Here is a 16,295-nt window from a genome sequence, read left to right as displayed (position 1 = left end):
TTTAATTTTTCCTATGTCATTGATATAAACTACCTTTGCTCTCGAAAAAATAGAATAATATGACGCATAAAGCTGGTTACGTTAACATTATTGGTAATCCAAATGTAGGTAAATCAACATTAATGAATGCTTTAGTAGGAGAGAGATTGTCAATCATCACCTCTAAGGCACAGACTACTAGACATCGAATATTGGGTATTGTAAATGGAGATGACTATCAAATTGTATTCTCCGATACACCTGGTATTATTAAACCTGCCTATGAATTGCAAGAATCAATGATGGACTTCGTAAAATCCGCTTTTGAGGATGCTGACGTGTTGATTTATATGGTAGAGATAGGAGAGAGAGAATTAAAAGATGAGGATTTCTTTGCTCGAATCAATAAGTCAAAGGTACCTGTAATGCTTTTATTGAATAAGATTGACAAATCTAATCAAACTCAATTAGAAGAGCAAGTGGCATTGTGGAGTGAGAAAGTTCCAAATGCTGAGATATTCCCAATTTCTGCTTTAGAGAAGTTTAATACACAGGCTGTTTATGATCGCATCATTGAGTTACTACCAGATAGCCCTCCATATTTCCCTAAAGATGCTTTAACTGATAAGTCTGAGCGTTTCTTTGTGAATGAGATTATTAGAGAGAAGATCTTGTTGAATTACGAAAAGGAAGTGCCTTATGCAGTGGAAGTAGAAACAGAGGAGTTTAAAGAGGAGGATAACATTATTCGAATCAAATCTGTTATCATGGTTGAAAGAGATACCCAAAAAGGGATAATCATTGGACATAAAGGTGCAGCATTAAAGAAAGTGGGAATAGCAGCAAGAGAAGAAATGGAGAAGTTTTTTATGAAAAAGGTCCATTTAGAATTGTTTGTCAAGGTAAATAAAGATTGGAGAAGTAGCGATTATCAGTTACGTCGCTTCGGATATAATCAAAAGAAGTAATAATAAAAATAAAAATGTCGTAATAAACATTAAATTTGCGACCTATTTTGAAATAATATGAGTAGTATAGTAGCCATAGTTGGGAGACCAAACGTAGGAAAATCGACTTTTTTTAATCGTTTGATTCAAAGGAGAGATGCCATCGTAGATTCAGTAAGTGGAGTAACACGTGATAGAAACTACGGCAAATCAGAATGGAATGGGAGAGAGTTCTCTGTCATTGACACAGGAGGATATGTGAAAGGTTCTGATGATGTATTTGAAGGGGAAATTAGACGTCAAGTTAGTTTAGCAATAGACGAAGCAGACGCTATTATATTTGTTGTTGATGTTGAGGAGGGAATAACTCCAATGGATGCAGAGGTTGCTCGCCTGTTGCGTAAAGAAACGAAACCTATTTTTGTAGCAGTTAATAAGGTGGACAGTTCAAAGCGTATGGATGATACTTTTGAATTCTACAACCTTGGATTAGGAGAAATTTTTCCAATTGCTGGAATGAGTGGTAGTGGTACAGGAGATTTATTAGATGCTGTAGTAGCTGCATTACCAGTGGAGGAAGAATTAACGACAGAGGAAGATGAGTTGCCAAGGTTTGCAGTAGTGGGTCGTCCAAATGCTGGTAAATCTAGTTTTATCAACGCTTTGATTGGTGAGGATCGTTATATTGTTACTGATATCGCTGGAACAACAAGGGATGCTATTGATACGAGATTTAATCAGTTTGGTTTTGATTTTAATTTAGTTGATACAGCGGGTATTCGCCGTAAATCTAAAGTAAAAGAAGATTTAGAGTTTTACTCTGTAATGCGTTCTATTCGCGCAATTGAGCATAGTGATGTTTGTATCTTAATGGTTGATGCAACAAGAGGCTTCGAAGGGCAAGATCAAAATATTTTCTGGTTAGCTGAAAAGAACAGAAAGGGAGTTGTTATTCTTGTTAATAAATGGGATTTAGTAGAAAAAGATACGATGACAACTAAACAGTTCGAAGATAAAATTCGTGAAGAGATTGCTCCTTTTACGGATGTGCCGATCGTATTTACTTCGACAGTCACTAAACAGCGTTTATTAAAAGCTTTGGAGACAGCTGTAGCAGTATATGAAAATAGAAAACAACGTATTTCTACATCTAAGTTCAATGAGGCTATGCTACCTGTAGTAGAGCATACTCCACCACCGGCAATTAAAGGAAAATACATTAAGATTAAATACTGTATGCAGTTGCCTACGCCTACACCTCAGTTTGTATTCTTTGCAAACTTGCCACAGTATATAAAGGATCCTTATAAGAGATATATTGAGAATAAACTTCGTGAGATATATAACTTTGAAGGTGTTCCAATTGATATCTTTTTCCGTCAGAAATAGATTTTTGAATAAATGATAATAACTTAAAGCGGTCTTTGTACATTTGTATAGACCGCTTTTTTTATGGCTATGAAATCGATATATACTTTTTTGACTGTTTTACTCTGTATTAGTTCATTTGGACAGAACGCTATTTCTATAAAGGGAAGAATAGTCGACTCCTTGAATTTGCCTTTAGAGTATGTAACTGTTTATTTGAATAGAGATAAAGATTCTACAATGGTAGGTTATACCGTTACGGATAAAACAGGAAATTTTGATCTGAAGATTCGATCGCTACAAGAGGGAACTTTCCTTAAAGCTTCTATGATGAGTTATCAAGACTTTGTCAAGGAATACCCGAAGGGGATTACAGAGAATGATGATCTTGGTAAAATAGTGCTTAAGGATTTGCCTACTAATTTAGACGAGTTGCTTATTGTTGCTGAGACCCCACCTTTGAGGGTTAGAAATGATACTATAGAGTATAATGCTGGGTCATTTAAGGTTAGGCCTGACGCCAAACTTTTAGATTTGTTAAAGCAACTTCCTGGTTTACAGATAGACGAGAATAAAAAGATAACTGTGAATGGGAAAGAGGTTAATGAGATCTTAGTGAATGGCAAGCCTTTCTTTAGTGAGGATGGTAAAGTAGCTTTGGAAAACTTACCAAGTGAAATCATTAACAAAATCCAAGTTACGGATAAAAAGACTAAAAGGGAAAAATTTACAGGTGAGCGTGCAAAGTCTGATGATGCAAGTATCAACGTGACAATTGATGAGGAAAATAACAAAGGGTACTTCGGACAAGTTAATGCGGGATATGGAACAGATGATCGCTATGAAGCGGGTCTGTTTTTGAATAGTTTTAACAAGAGGAGAAAGATATCAGTCATTGGTTCTGCCAATAATATTAATGCAGTAGGCTTTTCAATGGACGATGTCTTTGATAATATGCGCAGTGGACGTAGTAGAGGAGGCGTTACTGAGTCGAGGATGATAGGGCTAAATTACCTGGAGGATTTTACTGAATTATTGTCGGGAAATGGAAGTTATGATTACAATTTTTCTGAAACTGAGAATAGGAATAAAACGACGTCAACTCGTTTTTTACCAAGTGGTCAGTTTTATAATACGTCTTCTTCTTCATCAAAAAGTGGAGATGAAGGGAATAAAGCCAATTTTTCAATTGATTATCGAGGAGAGAAAGACTTTTTGTCAATTATGCCTAACTTCAGCAAAGGGCATACCTATTCTAATAGTCAGTCAGAAGAAGCATCTTTTGATGAAAATATGAATCCCTTGAACGAGAGCCGTAGTCAGTCATATAGTAGGGGAGATAGTAATAATTTTGCAAACAATATTTCGTATGTGCGCAATTTTAAAAAACCGGGACAGTTCTTATCAGTAAATTTTTCTAATTCAAATTCTAAGGGAAATAATGAAATTCTATTTGAATCTGATACCAAATTCTTTCAATCTGAAAAGGCTGATGATATGCGTAGACAGTTTAAAAATAGTGAAGATGTATCTGATACCTATAGCTTGGATGTGTCATTCAGACAACCGATTACGGACTCATTGTCTTTTGAAGTCGGAACTGAGTGGAACTACAGACAAAGCATCAACAGTATGTACGTTTATGATTATGATGAGGCTACAGGCGAGTATTCCTCTATTAATAAGTTAGAAACGAATCGATATAAAAGTGTTGTAAAGGAAACTAGTCCGTTTGTCAGATTTGCAATTAATAAGAATAAGTTTTCGCTGTATTTTACTTCTTATACTGATATTGTCAAGAACTCAGCAGATGCATTGTACAATGAAAAGGATTACAGTTTAGATAAGTATTACATTAGTCCGCGTTTAAATATGAATACGTTCTTTAACGTGAGTAAAAATGATAATATTTATTTCAGTTATGGATACAATCAGACTTATCAAAGTGCAACAGAGTTATTGGAAATTACGGATATCTCCAATCCACTACACACTAAAGTAGGAAATCCAAACTTGAAACCGACGGATCAACATAATTTTAGTTTTAATTATCGCTCTTATGATTTCCAGACGAGATCTGGGTATTCTATTGGAGGAAATCTCTCCCTACAAGATAATACGATTGTAAATGCAATTGAGTATGACGAGGATATGAAAAGTATCTCAACTTATAAAAACATATCAGGTAATTATCAGTGGTCAGCAAGAGTAAATTTGTTTCAGAACAAGAAGGTAGGTGAGCATAACTTCCGATATGGTATAGGAGTTAGATTTTCTAATCATTTTTCGAAAGGGTATATTGACAATGTTATGTACGAATCTCGAGCAAATACTATTGTGCCGAATGCGTACTTTAGTTATGACTATGGAGAGTTTTTGACTCTACATCCTTCATATACGTATAACTATAATAGAACGAGTTACAATAACTTTACTGTTGATAAAGCTTCAAATTTCACACATAGATTTAATTTAGAGGCTACAACCTATTGGCCTAAGAACTTCATCTTTGGCAATGATTTTAATTACACTTACAACTCTCAAATTGCACAAGGCTATAAAAAAGACTTTTATATGTGGAATATAAGTTTAGCTTATGAGTTTTTTGATAGTAAGTTTAGAGCAAAAGTAAAGGTGTATGATGTGCTCAATCAGAATACCAGTAGTCGACGTACTATCGATCCTACAGAGATTGTGGATTCTGAAAGTTTGGTATTGAAACAATATGTCATGTTTTCTTTAGTGTATAAATTGAATGAGTTTGGAGGTCCAAAGAAGGGAAAAGGTACAAAAGGAGGTCGTGGTAAGCGTGGACAAAGTATGCGTGCATTCCGTATGTAATATTTAAAAAGAGATGATTGTAGTGCTTATGTAATATAAAAGTTCTCATTGAGCATGGGACTTGTATTAGTGTGCAAAAGTACTTTAGAATACGAAAATAGAGATAGTATAAAACAATAAGAGGATATCTGTTTCAGATATCCTCTAATTTGTTTTATATAGTTGAAAAGTTTTACCAGCTTCCACTTGAGCCTCCTCCAGAGAAACCTCCTCCTCCGAAGCCTCCGAAACCTCCTCCAGAAGAACTGCCTCCTCCAGATGACCAGCCACCTCCACCAGATGACCAACCGCCTCTACTACTTGAAGAGCTACTTGATCCACTATTTGAAAGAATAATTACAGTTGCAAGATCTTCTAAGAAGCTGCGATTGCGTTTGTTTCCTCCACCTTTTCCTCCATTGTTTTTGTCTCCTTTATTGAATATAATAGTTCCAACGATGACAAATATGATAGCAAATAGACAGAATAGACCTCCAGTTTCATTGTCTCCTTCTGCGCGAACAGTATTTTTTTTGTCTGACTTGTATACTCCTTTGAGCATTTCAGTCACTCCGTCGACTGCGGTGTGAATCCCTCCATAATAGTCCCCATTTTTGAAATGTGGAATAATTCTATTTCGGATAAGTTCTCCTCCTTGTCCAGCGGTTATATACTGCTCTGCTCCATAACCTGGGTAAATACCAATTTGACGATCTTGTACAGACATCAAAATAACTACCCCATTATCTTTTCCTTTTTCTCCAACTCCCCATTCATGTCCCCATTTTGGTCCTAATAATGAAATATTTTCTCCATTGAGACTTTTTATTATAATGACTAATATCTGAGTAGATGTTTCATTACTGTAATGCGTTAATTTATCAGTCAGCTCTCTTTGTTGTTGAGATGAAAATAAATCAGCATAGTCATAAAGTAATTTTTGATCTTTTAATGCTGGTTTTTTGGGAATATCAAATTGCGCATAATTAACCTGACAAAGCAATATGATTATTGCAAAGGTTAAACTATGGAATACTTTTTTAAACAAATTTTTCATTTGCTATGCTTTTGAAATTTCATTAGGAAGCTCATTCTTGTTGATCTCCTTAGCTGGGAAATAAGCTTTTAGCTTTATTCCTGCCTTGAGGATTCCCTGAATAAGTCCCTGTTTGTATAATCCTTGTTTAAAGTGGTTTATAACCAATTCTTTAGTCCCTTCCCAAAAGTTTTCAGTTTGAACTTTTTGATTAATTCCCTCATCCCCAAGAATGACAAAAGATTTTGAATTAATGCATAGATAGAATAGAACCCCGTTGCGCTCTTTCGTATTCTGCATTCCAAGCTCGAAGAATACCTTTTGCGCTCTTGCCATAGGTTCTTCGTTGCTGTTTGTCTCAATGTGAATGCGTATTTCACCAGAAGTGTTTGCTTCTGCCTGTGTTATTGCTTGTACAATTTCCTTTTCATCTTGTGTAGATAAATAGTCTCTGATAGTAGGCATAATTAAAAATTAAATTCCACTTCTACAGGTTTATCAGCACCTTGTACTGCATTGAAATACGGTTTTTCTTTGTAACCATACATTCCCGCAAAAACAGAGTTAGGAAATTTCAAAATATAACCGTTATAATCCATGATAGCACTATTGAAACGCACACGTTGTGTTTGTATCGTGTTTTCAGTACTTGCTAATTCATCCTGCAGTTTTAAAAAGTTAGTATTAGTTTTTAGTTCAGGGTAATTTTCTGAAACCACTAATAGTTTACTTAAACTTGACGCCACGTTGCTTTGTACTTGATTGAAGTTTTCTAACTGTTCAGGAGTCATATTGCTTGGGTCAATAGTTACTTTTGTCGCTTCAGCACGTGCTTTAACTACCGCTTCTAAAGTACCCTTTTCGAAATCTGCCGCACCTTGTACAGTTTTAACTAAGTTTCCGATTAAATCATTTCTTCTTTGGTATGCTGCCTGCACATCTGCCCATTGTTTTTGTTCCGTCTGACTTAATGCTACGATATCATTTTTGATACCAACAGAGTACATAAATATTCCTGCAATTACAACCACAAGAACGATGATAGGAACTAATGCTTTTTTCATAGTAATTTTTCTTTTAAAGTTCGTTTTTAATATTTATTAAGGTGTTTTTAATATTCTCTAATTTTTTTATCAGCTCAAAGTTGTTCATTTCTGACTTAGGTTGCTTCTTTAAGTATTCTTTGGCTCCTTCAATTGTGAAGCCCCTTTCTTTTAGCAAGTGATAAATCAATTCAAGGTTTTCGATGTCCTTATGTGTGAACATGCGATTTCCTTTTGCATTTTTTTTAGGATTAATGATGTCAAATTCTTTTTCCCAGAAGCGCAATGTCGAAGCATTTAGGTCAAAAGCATTCGCTAATTCTCCTATACTGTAATAACGTTTGTCAGGTAAATTTAGTTTCATTAGTCAAGTGATTGATTTTCTTGATTAGCCTCTTGTGAAAGTAATTCAAACTCTTTAGCAGAAATATCGCCATAATAGTAGTTTAAAGGGTTTACTACATTACCTAAGTAGTGCACTTCATAGTGTAAGTGTGGTCCCGAACTACGTCCAGTACTACCGACATACCCTATGATATCACCGCGTTTAACTGCTTGTCCTTGTCGAGCATTATATCGACTTAAGTGAGCGTATCTCGTCAAGTAACCATGTCCATGATCTACTTCTATTAGATTTCCATATCCTGATAATTCATTATTAGCACGGATTATTTTACCATCACCAGTAGCGTAGACAGGAGTTCCAGTTTCTGCAGAGAAGTCCATTCCAGCGTGGAACTTTTTAATTTTTGTAAAGGGATCACTACGATATCCATAACCAGAGGCCATGCGTTTTAGATCTTCATTTTTTACTGGTTGAATCGCGGGAATTGATGCGAGGAATGCCTCTTTACCCTTAGCTAACTCAATGATGTCATCTAAAGATTGTGACTGTATGGCTATTTGCTTTGATAGCATATCCATTTTCTCGTTCGTCGTTGTTAGGATTTTTTCATTTGTTAACCCTATAAACGAGCGATATCTGTTTATTCCTCCTAATCCTGACCTCCTTTGTTCATCGGGAATAGGTGCTGTATTAAAGTATGCGCGGTAAATGTCATTATCTCTTACTTCAAGTTCATCTAATACTTCTGCAACTAAGTCCAGTTTCTTGTTCAAAAGTAGATAGTTTGTTTTGAACTCTGCTATTTCTCTTTCTTGTACTTTTTCTTTAGGTGTTTGCAGGATATTAGTGTTAATGAGTACGAATAATCCAAGTACACCAAAGATGGCAGAAGAAAGTATGAATAAGAAGACATTACCTAAGTATCTAAACTTTTTAGGTCTAATTTTTAGGAACGCTAATTTTTCAGGGTCGTAATAATATTTTACCTTAGCCATATTTTAAAAAAACACTATTTTTGCACTAAAATTTTAATCTTCATTAAAGTGGAAAAAGATTGATAGCTAACAAATTTAAAAAATGTTTTCATTACAGCTATTGTTTTCTTTAGTAGAAGAATAAAAAAAAGTAATAAAATAGAATATTTAGCTGTTTTTTAACAATGTTGAGGTAAAAAACAGTAATTGAGAATTTGAATTAAAATTTATAGTTTCCAAAGGATATGAAATCACAAGAAATTCGTCAGAAGTTTTTAAACTTTTTTGAAGAAAGAGGTCACATGGTTGTACCTTCTGCGCCGATCGTTCTGAAAGACGATCCAACTTTAATGTTTAATAACTCTGGGATGGCCCAGTTTAAAGAGTATTTCTTAGGAAACGCCAAGCCTAAAAGTAACCGTATCACTGATACACAGAAGTGTCTTCGCGTGTCTGGTAAGCACAATGACTTAGAAGAGGTAGGTATCGATACATACCACCACACAATGTTCGAGATGCTAGGGAACTGGAGTTTCGGAGATTACTTTAAGAAAGAAGCTATCAATTGGGCTTGGGAATTATTGACTGAAGTTTATAACATCCCTAAAGATATTTTATACGTTACTGTATTTGAAGGTAGCGAAGAGGAGAACGTTCCTTTTGACCAAGAAGCTTATGATATCTGGAGTACCCTAATCGGCAAGGATCGTATCCTGATGGGGAATAAGAAAGATAACTTCTGGGAAATGGGAGATCAAGGACCGTGTGGACCATGTACTGAGATACACGTAGATATCCGTAGTGCTGAGGAGAAGGCAAAGATAGCGGGTAGAGAATTAGTGAATGGAGATCATCCACAGGTAGTAGAGATCTGGAATAACGTATTTATGGAGTTTAACCGTAAAGCGGATGGTTCTCTAGAGAAGTTACCTGCTCAGCACGTAGATACAGGTATGGGGTTTGAGCGTCTATGTATGGTGCTTCAAGGAGTACAGTCTAACTATGACACAGATGTATTCTCTCCACTTATCGCTAAAGTATCTGAGTTAACAGGTGGTAAATACACAATGAAAGCAAAAGATGATGAGGAAGAGAAGATTAATATCGCTATCCGCGTTATCGTTGACCACGTGAGAGCAGTTGCCTTTGCTATTGCAGATGGGCAGTTGCCTTCTAACAATGGAGCAGGGTATGTGATCCGTCGTATCTTACGTCGTGCTATTCGCTATGCATTTACGTTCTTAGATAAGAAAGAACCATTCATCTATGAGTTAGTAGAGGTGTTAAGTACACAGATGGGAGCATTCTTCCCAGAAATCACTAGTCAAAAAGAATTAGTGAAAAACGTGATTAAAGAAGAAGAAACTTCTTTCTTAAGAACGTTAGAGCAAGGGTTACATTTATTAGACAATGTAATCAAACAAACAGAAGGTAAAGTAGTATCAGGAGTGAAGGCTTTTGAACTATACGATACTTTTGGTTTCCCTATTGACTTGACAGCGCTTATCCTTAGAGAGAAAGGGTATGAACTAGACGAAGCTGGTTTTGACGCAGCAATGTTAGAACAAAAAACACGTTCTCGTGCGGCATCAGAAGTATCTACTGATGACTGGACTGTATTAGTGTCAGGAAATGTAGAGCAGTTCGTAGGATATGATCAGTTAGAGAATGAAGTGAAGATCACTCGTTATAGAAAGATTGATAGTAAAAAAGATGGTAAGTTATTCCAAATCGTGTTAGATTCTACTCCATTCTATCCAGAAGGGGGAGGACAGGTGGGAGATACTGGAGTATTAGTATCTGCTAATGACACTATCCAAGTAATCGACACGAAAAAAGAGAATAACTTAATATTACATATCGTAAGAGAGCTTCCTGCTAATGTAGAAGGAACTTTAGTAGCGAAGGTAGATGTAGATGCTCGTAAGCAATCTATGGCTAACCACTCTGCTACTCACTTACTACACCAAGCATTGCGTACTATCTTAGGTACTCACGTAGAACAAAAAGGTTCGTTAGTGGCTCCTACGCACTTGCGCTTTGACTTCTCTCACTTCTCTAAAGTGACAGAAGAAGAGTTAGCACAAGTAGAGGCATTTGTGAATGATAGAATTCACGATCACTTGCCATTAGTAGAGCGCAGAAGTATACCGATGGCTCAGGCTATTGCTGAAGGTGCTATGGCATTATTCGGTGAAAAATACGGTGATGAGGTACGTGCTATTAAGTTTGGAGAGAGTATGGAGCTATGTGGAGGTACTCACGTAGGGAATACTAGTGATATTTGGCAGTTCAAGATCGTAAGTGAAGGAGCTGTAGCTGCTGGTATTCGTCGTATTGAGGCCATTACGAATAAAGCTGCTCGTCAGTTCTACGCAGAACAAGAAGATACATTAAAAGAGCTTAAAGCAGTATTAAAGAATCCACAAGATACCTTAAAAGCGGTAGTATCTCTTCAAGATGAGAATGCTAAACTTAAGAAACAAGTAGAGCAATTATTAAAAGAGAAAGCAAAGAACCTAAAAGGAGACTTAAAAGGTCAAATCCAAGAGGTAAACGGTATCTCTTTCTTAGCTGTAGAAGTGGACTTAGATGCTGCTGGAGCAAAGGACCTTGCGTATGAGTTAGGTAATGAGTTCTCTAATCTATATGTACTGCTTGGTAGTGTAGCGAATGATAAGCCTATGCTGACTTGTTATGTATCTAAAGATATAGTAGAGAGCAAAGGCCTTAATGCAGGTACTATCGTACGTGAGTTAGGTAAACACATCCAAGGTGGTGGTGGTGGACAAGCGTTCTTCGCTACAGCAGGAGGTAAGAACCCAGCAGGTATGGCAGACGCTATAGCTCACGCAAAAGATTATTTGAAATAGTATTATATTTGTAATTATAATAGATAAAAAAAGATTCTCATATGAGAATCTTTTTTTTGTTCAAGAGTTCATCAGATTATGAAGTTTAGTACAGTAGTGCCTACTAAGGTAGCAAAGGATAGAATTAAATACGAGCATAAGATCTTATCTATGGGATCTTGTTTTGCTGTGAATATAAGTGATAAGCTAAAAGAGTATCAGTTCCAAAGTGTGGTGAATCCATTCGGTATTCTGTTTCACCCTATCGCGATAGAGCGCATATTAGAGTATGCGGTGAAAGGTCATGAATTTACAAGTGCAGATGTGTTTTGTCATAATGAGGTGTGGAGTAGCTTTATCGCACATTCTGATTTGAATGAGTTAGAAGAAGAAGATATCGTGACGAAGCTGAATGTAAAGCTGTTTGACTTACAGGTAGCTTTAAAAGAGAGCTCGTTTATGTATATCACTTTAGGAACAGTTTGGGTATATGAGTATATCGAGAGTGGAATGGTTGTTGCCAATTGTCATAAGGTAGCGCAGAGTAATTTCAAAAAGAGATTATTAAGTATTGAAGAAGTGAAGGTTAGCTTGTCTAAAATTATTACATTAGTACAAGCTATTAATCCAGATATACAGATTGTGTTTACAGTGTCTCCAGTGAGACATTTTAAAGATGGTATCGTAGAGAATCAGAGAAGTAAGTCAGTATTATTTACTGCCTTACACGATGTGTTAGATCAGCAAAGTGGAGATAAAATTAGTTACTTCCCTTCTTATGAGATTGTAATGGATGAGCTAAGAGATTATCGCTTTTATAAAGCTGATATGTTACATCCAAATGAGTTGGCGATAGATTATATCTGGGAGCGCTTTGTGACGACTTGGGTTCATCCTGATATGTATCCGATTATGCATAAAGTAGATGAGGTGCAAAAAGGACTGAACCATAGACCTTTTAACCCTACTGCAGAACAGCACTTAGCTTTCTTAGATACATTGGTAGCCAAGATAGATTACTTATTAGAGAAATATCCATTTATGAACTTTAGATAGTTATGAGAAAGTTATTGCGCGTACTCTTCGGTATATTTATAGTGCTCTTCTTTATGTTTGCAGGAGTTGTTTTGTATAACAGCTTTGTGAAGGGGGATAAAGATGATATGCAATACAATACAGCTCTAATCCAAGAGCAGTTAAAAAATGTGAGTAAATTAGTGGTGACAGAAGCTACTTTCTCACAAGTAATGACGTATAAGGATCAGCAGAAGTACTTTTTAAATATGCTTTCTTTTGATAAAAAGGCTGTGGTTATTATTAATGCAAAGGCTACAGTGTCTTATGATTTGAGTCAACTGCAATATCAGATCGATGAGAAGAATAAGGTAGTGCAATTAATATATATACCAGAAGCAGAAGTTAATATATATCCTGACTATAAAATACTAGATGTAGAACAGAGTACTTTCAACCCTTTTAAAGGTGATGACTACAATAAGATTAATGCGAAAGTGAAGAAAGACTTAGAAGATAAAATAGAAAAGTCCACTTTAAAATCGAATGCGGAGAATCGACTTATAAGTGAACTTTCTAAAATATTAATAGTTACCAATACTCTAGGTTGGAAACTAGAGTATCAGGGTAACGTTATTCAAAGTGATAAAGACTTGGTATTAGATATAGCTTTATAAGCTTTTTAGAATAATATCTATACCGTCTTTGATTAAATGAGCTACTTCAGGTCTGTTTGTTTGAACAGATTTAAGGTGGCTCATTGCTTTTTCAGCTAATACTGTATTTGAAGCTTTTTTAGCTAATTCCAGTATTTCTACTGTAAGTAACCAATCAGAAGGGTATTCATTGATTATAACATCTAGTACGTTGTTTAAAACAGTTGATTTATTCTCTTCTCTCATGGCTCTAACTTCTTGGTAGAAGTTTTCAAGCTTTATTTTACTCTCGTCTCTTTTTGCTTTTATTGTTTGGCTAGAAGGAACGTGATTGATTAAATCAAAACTGTGGTAGTCAGCAGGTCCTGAGAAAGCAGAAATCACATGAGCACCAACAGCCATATCATAAGTCCCCCATTCTGGTTGGAATAGTACTTCATCATTGTGCTTCACTGTACAGTCACTGAAACTAATCAGAATAATCTTACCATGTATATTGCGAATACCCGTGATATTAGTTCCAGATACAGTGATACCTCCTTCGAACTCTAGAGTTACTGGCTTGCCTTCATATAAGTTATAAGCTTTTAGATCTCTAGGGCTCATATCTTCTATGGCAAGGTTGATTCCCTTTAAACGACCTAATGCAGTACCAAAACCATGTGGATGAGTCTCCGTGCCGTGTCCTACTAATTCTTTCTCTCTATAGGCTAAAGCTGTTTTGCCTGTTGTCTGCACATAAGCAGGTTTGCCTTCGTGTTCGATTACACGTGTAAATACACCTGATATCTGTAGACCTGTATTCAGTTCTATTGTACCTAAGGCTTTAGAGTCTATTAGTTTGTTTATTCCCATTAAGCCTCCTTTTCTTAAAGCCATCTTATTTGCAAACTCTTCTAATACTTCACTTAGATAAGCAAAGTCAGGAGTTACATATAACTGAGGTTGAGGCTTAGTGATATCAAAGCCTTGGTATGCAGCTTCTATGCTATAAGGAAGTTTTTTTACATTATCAGTCATACACCATGCACTCTCTCCGATAGAAGATAGTAAACCTGCTCCGTATATCTTAGGGTTATCCGTAGTTCCGATTAATCCATACTCTACTGTCCACCAGTGAAGATTACGGATAAGTGCCATCTCAGAAGGTTCTTCTGTTATACCTTGTAAATAATCTACCTGCTCTTCTGCCTTTTTGATTTCTTCAGGGTCTACGCCCTCAGCCTCTTTTAAGATAGACAGTAAGCGGATAGCTTCATATATCTCATAGTCTCTGCCAGAAGAAATAGCCTTACAGCCTATCTCTCCGAAGCGTCTCAGATACTCAGCATACTCAGGGTTAGCGATAATAGGAGCATGTCCTGCCCCTTCGTGTATAATGTCTGGTGCAGGTGTGTATTCTATATTCTCTAATTGTCTAATATCTGATGCAATAACAAGTACTTTATACGCCTGAAACTCCATAAAGGCATTCGGTGGTATAAAGCCATCTACTGCTACAGCAGCCCAACCTATTTCTTTTAATATTCTATTCATCCCATACATACTAGGGATGCTTTCTATAGAAATACCTGTTTTAGCTAGACCGTCAAGATATGATTCGTGAGCAACTTTAGATAGATAATCAACATTTTTACGCATAACGTATCGCCACACAGCTTGATTAATAGGTGTATAATCCTGATAACTCTGTGGTTTGATAAATTGTTTTAAATGCTGTGGTAATCTTTCGATCAAGTCGTTACTTTCATATTCTTGTGTTTTCATAAATGAAATTTGTTATTGTTTGTCGTAAATATAATAAAAATCCTTTTGGAAGGTATGTTAACAGTTGATATCTGTTGTATATGATGCGATTGTTGTTTTATTAATTTTAAGTTTTTATGTGTTTTAAAAGCTTATGTATGCTGTGTTATTTATGTGATATATGTAATAATGATTATTTGATTTAAGTTTTTTTTAAGTAAAAATATTGAAAAAATTAACGAAATAGTTTTTTTGATTCAAAATAGTTTTTATCTTGCTACCAAATTTAATAACCCAAAATAACTAACTTATATGAAAAAACTATTTATGTTTTTGGCTGTAGCAGGTCTAGCTACATTCGGAGTGTCATGTAGCAGTGATGACAACTCATCAGATTCAGGTAAAGAGAGCAAACAATTGGTTCTTAGTGCTGATCGTGTTGATGTAAAAGAAGGTGATCTTGTAAAGTTTACAGTACAAGCTGACAAGAAAAATGTCGACGGTGCAAAGATTTACGTTGATGGTGTAGAGGCTGGTATTGAGCACGTTTTTGAGAAAGAAGGTACTTTTAATGTAGTAGCTAAAAAGGCAAATTTTGAAGATAGTGCTGCTTTAAAAATAACTGTAACTAAGAAAGATGGTACAGATCCAGACACAGAGAAGAAAACATTCACTTTAGTAGCTGATAAAGCTGATGTTAAAGTGGGAGAAACAGTAACATTTTCTGCAAAAGAAAATAATGTAGCAATCTCTGGATTTAAAGTTAAGGTTGTAGGTGGTGCTGAGTTACCAGGTTTAACATGGAAAGCTGAAAAAGAAGGTGTTGTGAAATTCATCGCTACTAAGGATGGATATAACGATACAGCTGAAATTACAGTAAATGTTACGAAAGATAATAAACCAAACCCAACGAGTAATTTTATCCAAGTAGGTGATAAAAGTATTGATTTAAAAGGAAGTGCATTTTTCTATTTTGTTGATGGACAATATGTATACTCAGAAGAAATTAATGGTAAATGGTATGTACCATTTAGAGTTAATACTTTTACAATTGATATTACAGAAACTGTAACAGCTACGGATTATGACAATTCTGGTGCTATTTTGTTCTATGTAGAGCAAAAAGAGGGTGAAACTACTGTAGTTTTCCCTTGGGATGTAACTAATCCAGAGCAAATATTAATTGCAAGTTATAATGGAAAAATTAATGGTGTTGATTTTAAAGCAGATAAAGATACAAAATTCTCAATACCTGCATTAACAACTCCAGGAGAAAAAGACGCGCGAGGAACTGCTAAATTTATAGTTGAAGGAAATGATGAAGTTAGTGGAGGAGTTCTAAACAGTGATTATGACGGTCCTTATCAAGCATACTTTAAAATTGATTTAACTGGTAATGGAGCTAATTCAATAAAATCGCTAAGATCTGGTATCAAAGTAGATAATGTTGATTTCTCTTCAATGAGAAGAAAATAATTTACATTTTATATCAAACAAAAAAGCAGTTGCCATGG

13 protein-coding genes are annotated in these 16,295 nt (G+C 35.6%); 7 read left to right on the top strand and 6 right to left on the bottom strand.

Annotated features, from left to right (window positions below):
- Positions 1-59 precede the first annotated feature (59 nt).
- From era to NWE55_RS05515, 3 genes are all read left to right on the top strand, one after another.
- A complete protein-coding gene (gene era, locus NWE55_RS05525; protein ID WP_155093093.1) occupies positions 60-947 on the top strand; it encodes a GTPase Era in 888 nt (295 codons plus the stop codon).
- Positions 948-1,004: 57 nt separating this feature from the next.
- Entirely contained in the window at positions 1,005-2,315 is a 1,311-nt protein-coding gene (gene der / locus NWE55_RS05520; protein ID WP_155093092.1) for a ribosome biogenesis GTPase Der, read from the top strand.
- Between the two features lie 63 nt (positions 2,316-2,378).
- Positions 2,379-5,135, top strand: a complete 2,757-nt coding sequence (locus tag NWE55_RS05515) for an outer membrane beta-barrel protein (RefSeq protein WP_308860598.1) — start codon at positions 2,379-2,381, stop codon at positions 5,133-5,135.
- Between the two features lie 172 nt (positions 5,136-5,307).
- Here NWE55_RS05515 and NWE55_RS05510 read toward each other — a convergent pair whose 3' ends face one another.
- From NWE55_RS05510 to NWE55_RS05490, 5 genes are read right to left on the bottom strand one after another with little or no spacing between them, the layout of a single operon-like run.
- Entirely contained in the window at positions 5,308-6,171 is an 864-nt protein-coding gene (locus tag NWE55_RS05510) for a TPM domain-containing protein (protein ID WP_155093091.1), read from the bottom strand.
- Positions 6,172-6,174: 3 nt separating this feature from the next.
- Complete coding sequence (locus NWE55_RS05505; protein WP_155093090.1) at positions 6,175-6,615, bottom strand: TPM domain-containing protein; 441 nt, start codon at positions 6,613-6,615, stop codon at positions 6,175-6,177.
- Between the two features lie 2 nt (positions 6,616-6,617).
- On the bottom strand, positions 6,618-7,214 hold the full coding sequence (locus tag NWE55_RS05500) for a LemA family protein (protein ID WP_155093089.1): 597 nt from the start codon (positions 7,212-7,214) through the stop codon (positions 6,618-6,620).
- 13 nt (positions 7,215-7,227) lie between these two features.
- Positions 7,228-7,557: a MerR family transcriptional regulator gene (locus NWE55_RS05495; protein ID WP_155093088.1), complete on the bottom strand. Its 330-nt coding sequence runs from the start codon at positions 7,555-7,557 to the stop codon at positions 7,228-7,230.
- Positions 7,557-8,534, bottom strand: coding sequence for a M23 family metallopeptidase (locus NWE55_RS05490; protein WP_155093087.1), 978 nt, complete (start codon positions 8,532-8,534; stop codon positions 7,557-7,559). Before NWE55_RS05490 ends, NWE55_RS05495 begins: the two co-directional genes overlap by 1 nt.
- A 224-nt stretch (positions 8,535-8,758) precedes the next feature.
- On the opposite strand from NWE55_RS05490, the gene alaS reads away from it, so the two are divergent.
- From alaS to NWE55_RS05475, 3 genes are all read left to right on the top strand, one after another.
- The gene (alaS, locus tag NWE55_RS05485) at positions 8,759-11,386 is read left to right on the top strand and encodes an alanine--tRNA ligase (RefSeq protein WP_258204653.1); all 2,628 of its coding nucleotides are present in this window, start codon (positions 8,759-8,761) and stop codon (positions 11,384-11,386) included.
- A gap of 78 nt (positions 11,387-11,464) precedes the next feature.
- A complete protein-coding gene (locus NWE55_RS05480; protein ID WP_258204652.1) occupies positions 11,465-12,421 on the top strand; it encodes a GSCFA domain-containing protein in 957 nt (318 codons plus the stop codon).
- A 2-nt stretch (positions 12,422-12,423) separates the two neighbouring features.
- Positions 12,424-13,056 (top strand): DUF4230 domain-containing protein, encoded by a 633-nt coding sequence (locus NWE55_RS05475; protein WP_006259634.1) that lies wholly within the window; start codon positions 12,424-12,426, stop codon positions 13,054-13,056.
- Here NWE55_RS05475 and NWE55_RS05470 read toward each other — a convergent pair.
- Positions 13,051-14,802: an aromatic amino acid hydroxylase gene (locus tag NWE55_RS05470; protein WP_258204651.1), complete on the bottom strand. Its 1,752-nt coding sequence runs from the start codon at positions 14,800-14,802 to the stop codon at positions 13,051-13,053. The two genes, NWE55_RS05475 and NWE55_RS05470, sit on opposite strands and share 6 nt — an antisense overlap.
- A gap of 291 nt (positions 14,803-15,093) precedes the next feature.
- Between NWE55_RS05470 and NWE55_RS05465 the strand changes: the two genes are divergently transcribed.
- Positions 15,094-16,257: a hypothetical protein gene (locus NWE55_RS05465; RefSeq protein ID WP_155093084.1), complete on the top strand. Its 1,164-nt coding sequence runs from the start codon at positions 15,094-15,096 to the stop codon at positions 16,255-16,257.
- The last annotated feature ends 38 nt before the right edge of the window (positions 16,258-16,295 follow it).

The sequence above is a fragment of the Myroides albus genome (assembly GCF_024722315.1).
Taxonomy (GTDB): Bacteria; Bacteroidota; Bacteroidia; order Flavobacteriales; family Flavobacteriaceae; genus Flavobacterium; species Flavobacterium album_A.
The sequence above is the reverse complement of the archived record's forward strand: the minus strand, read 5'-3'. Positions and strand labels throughout refer to the sequence as shown.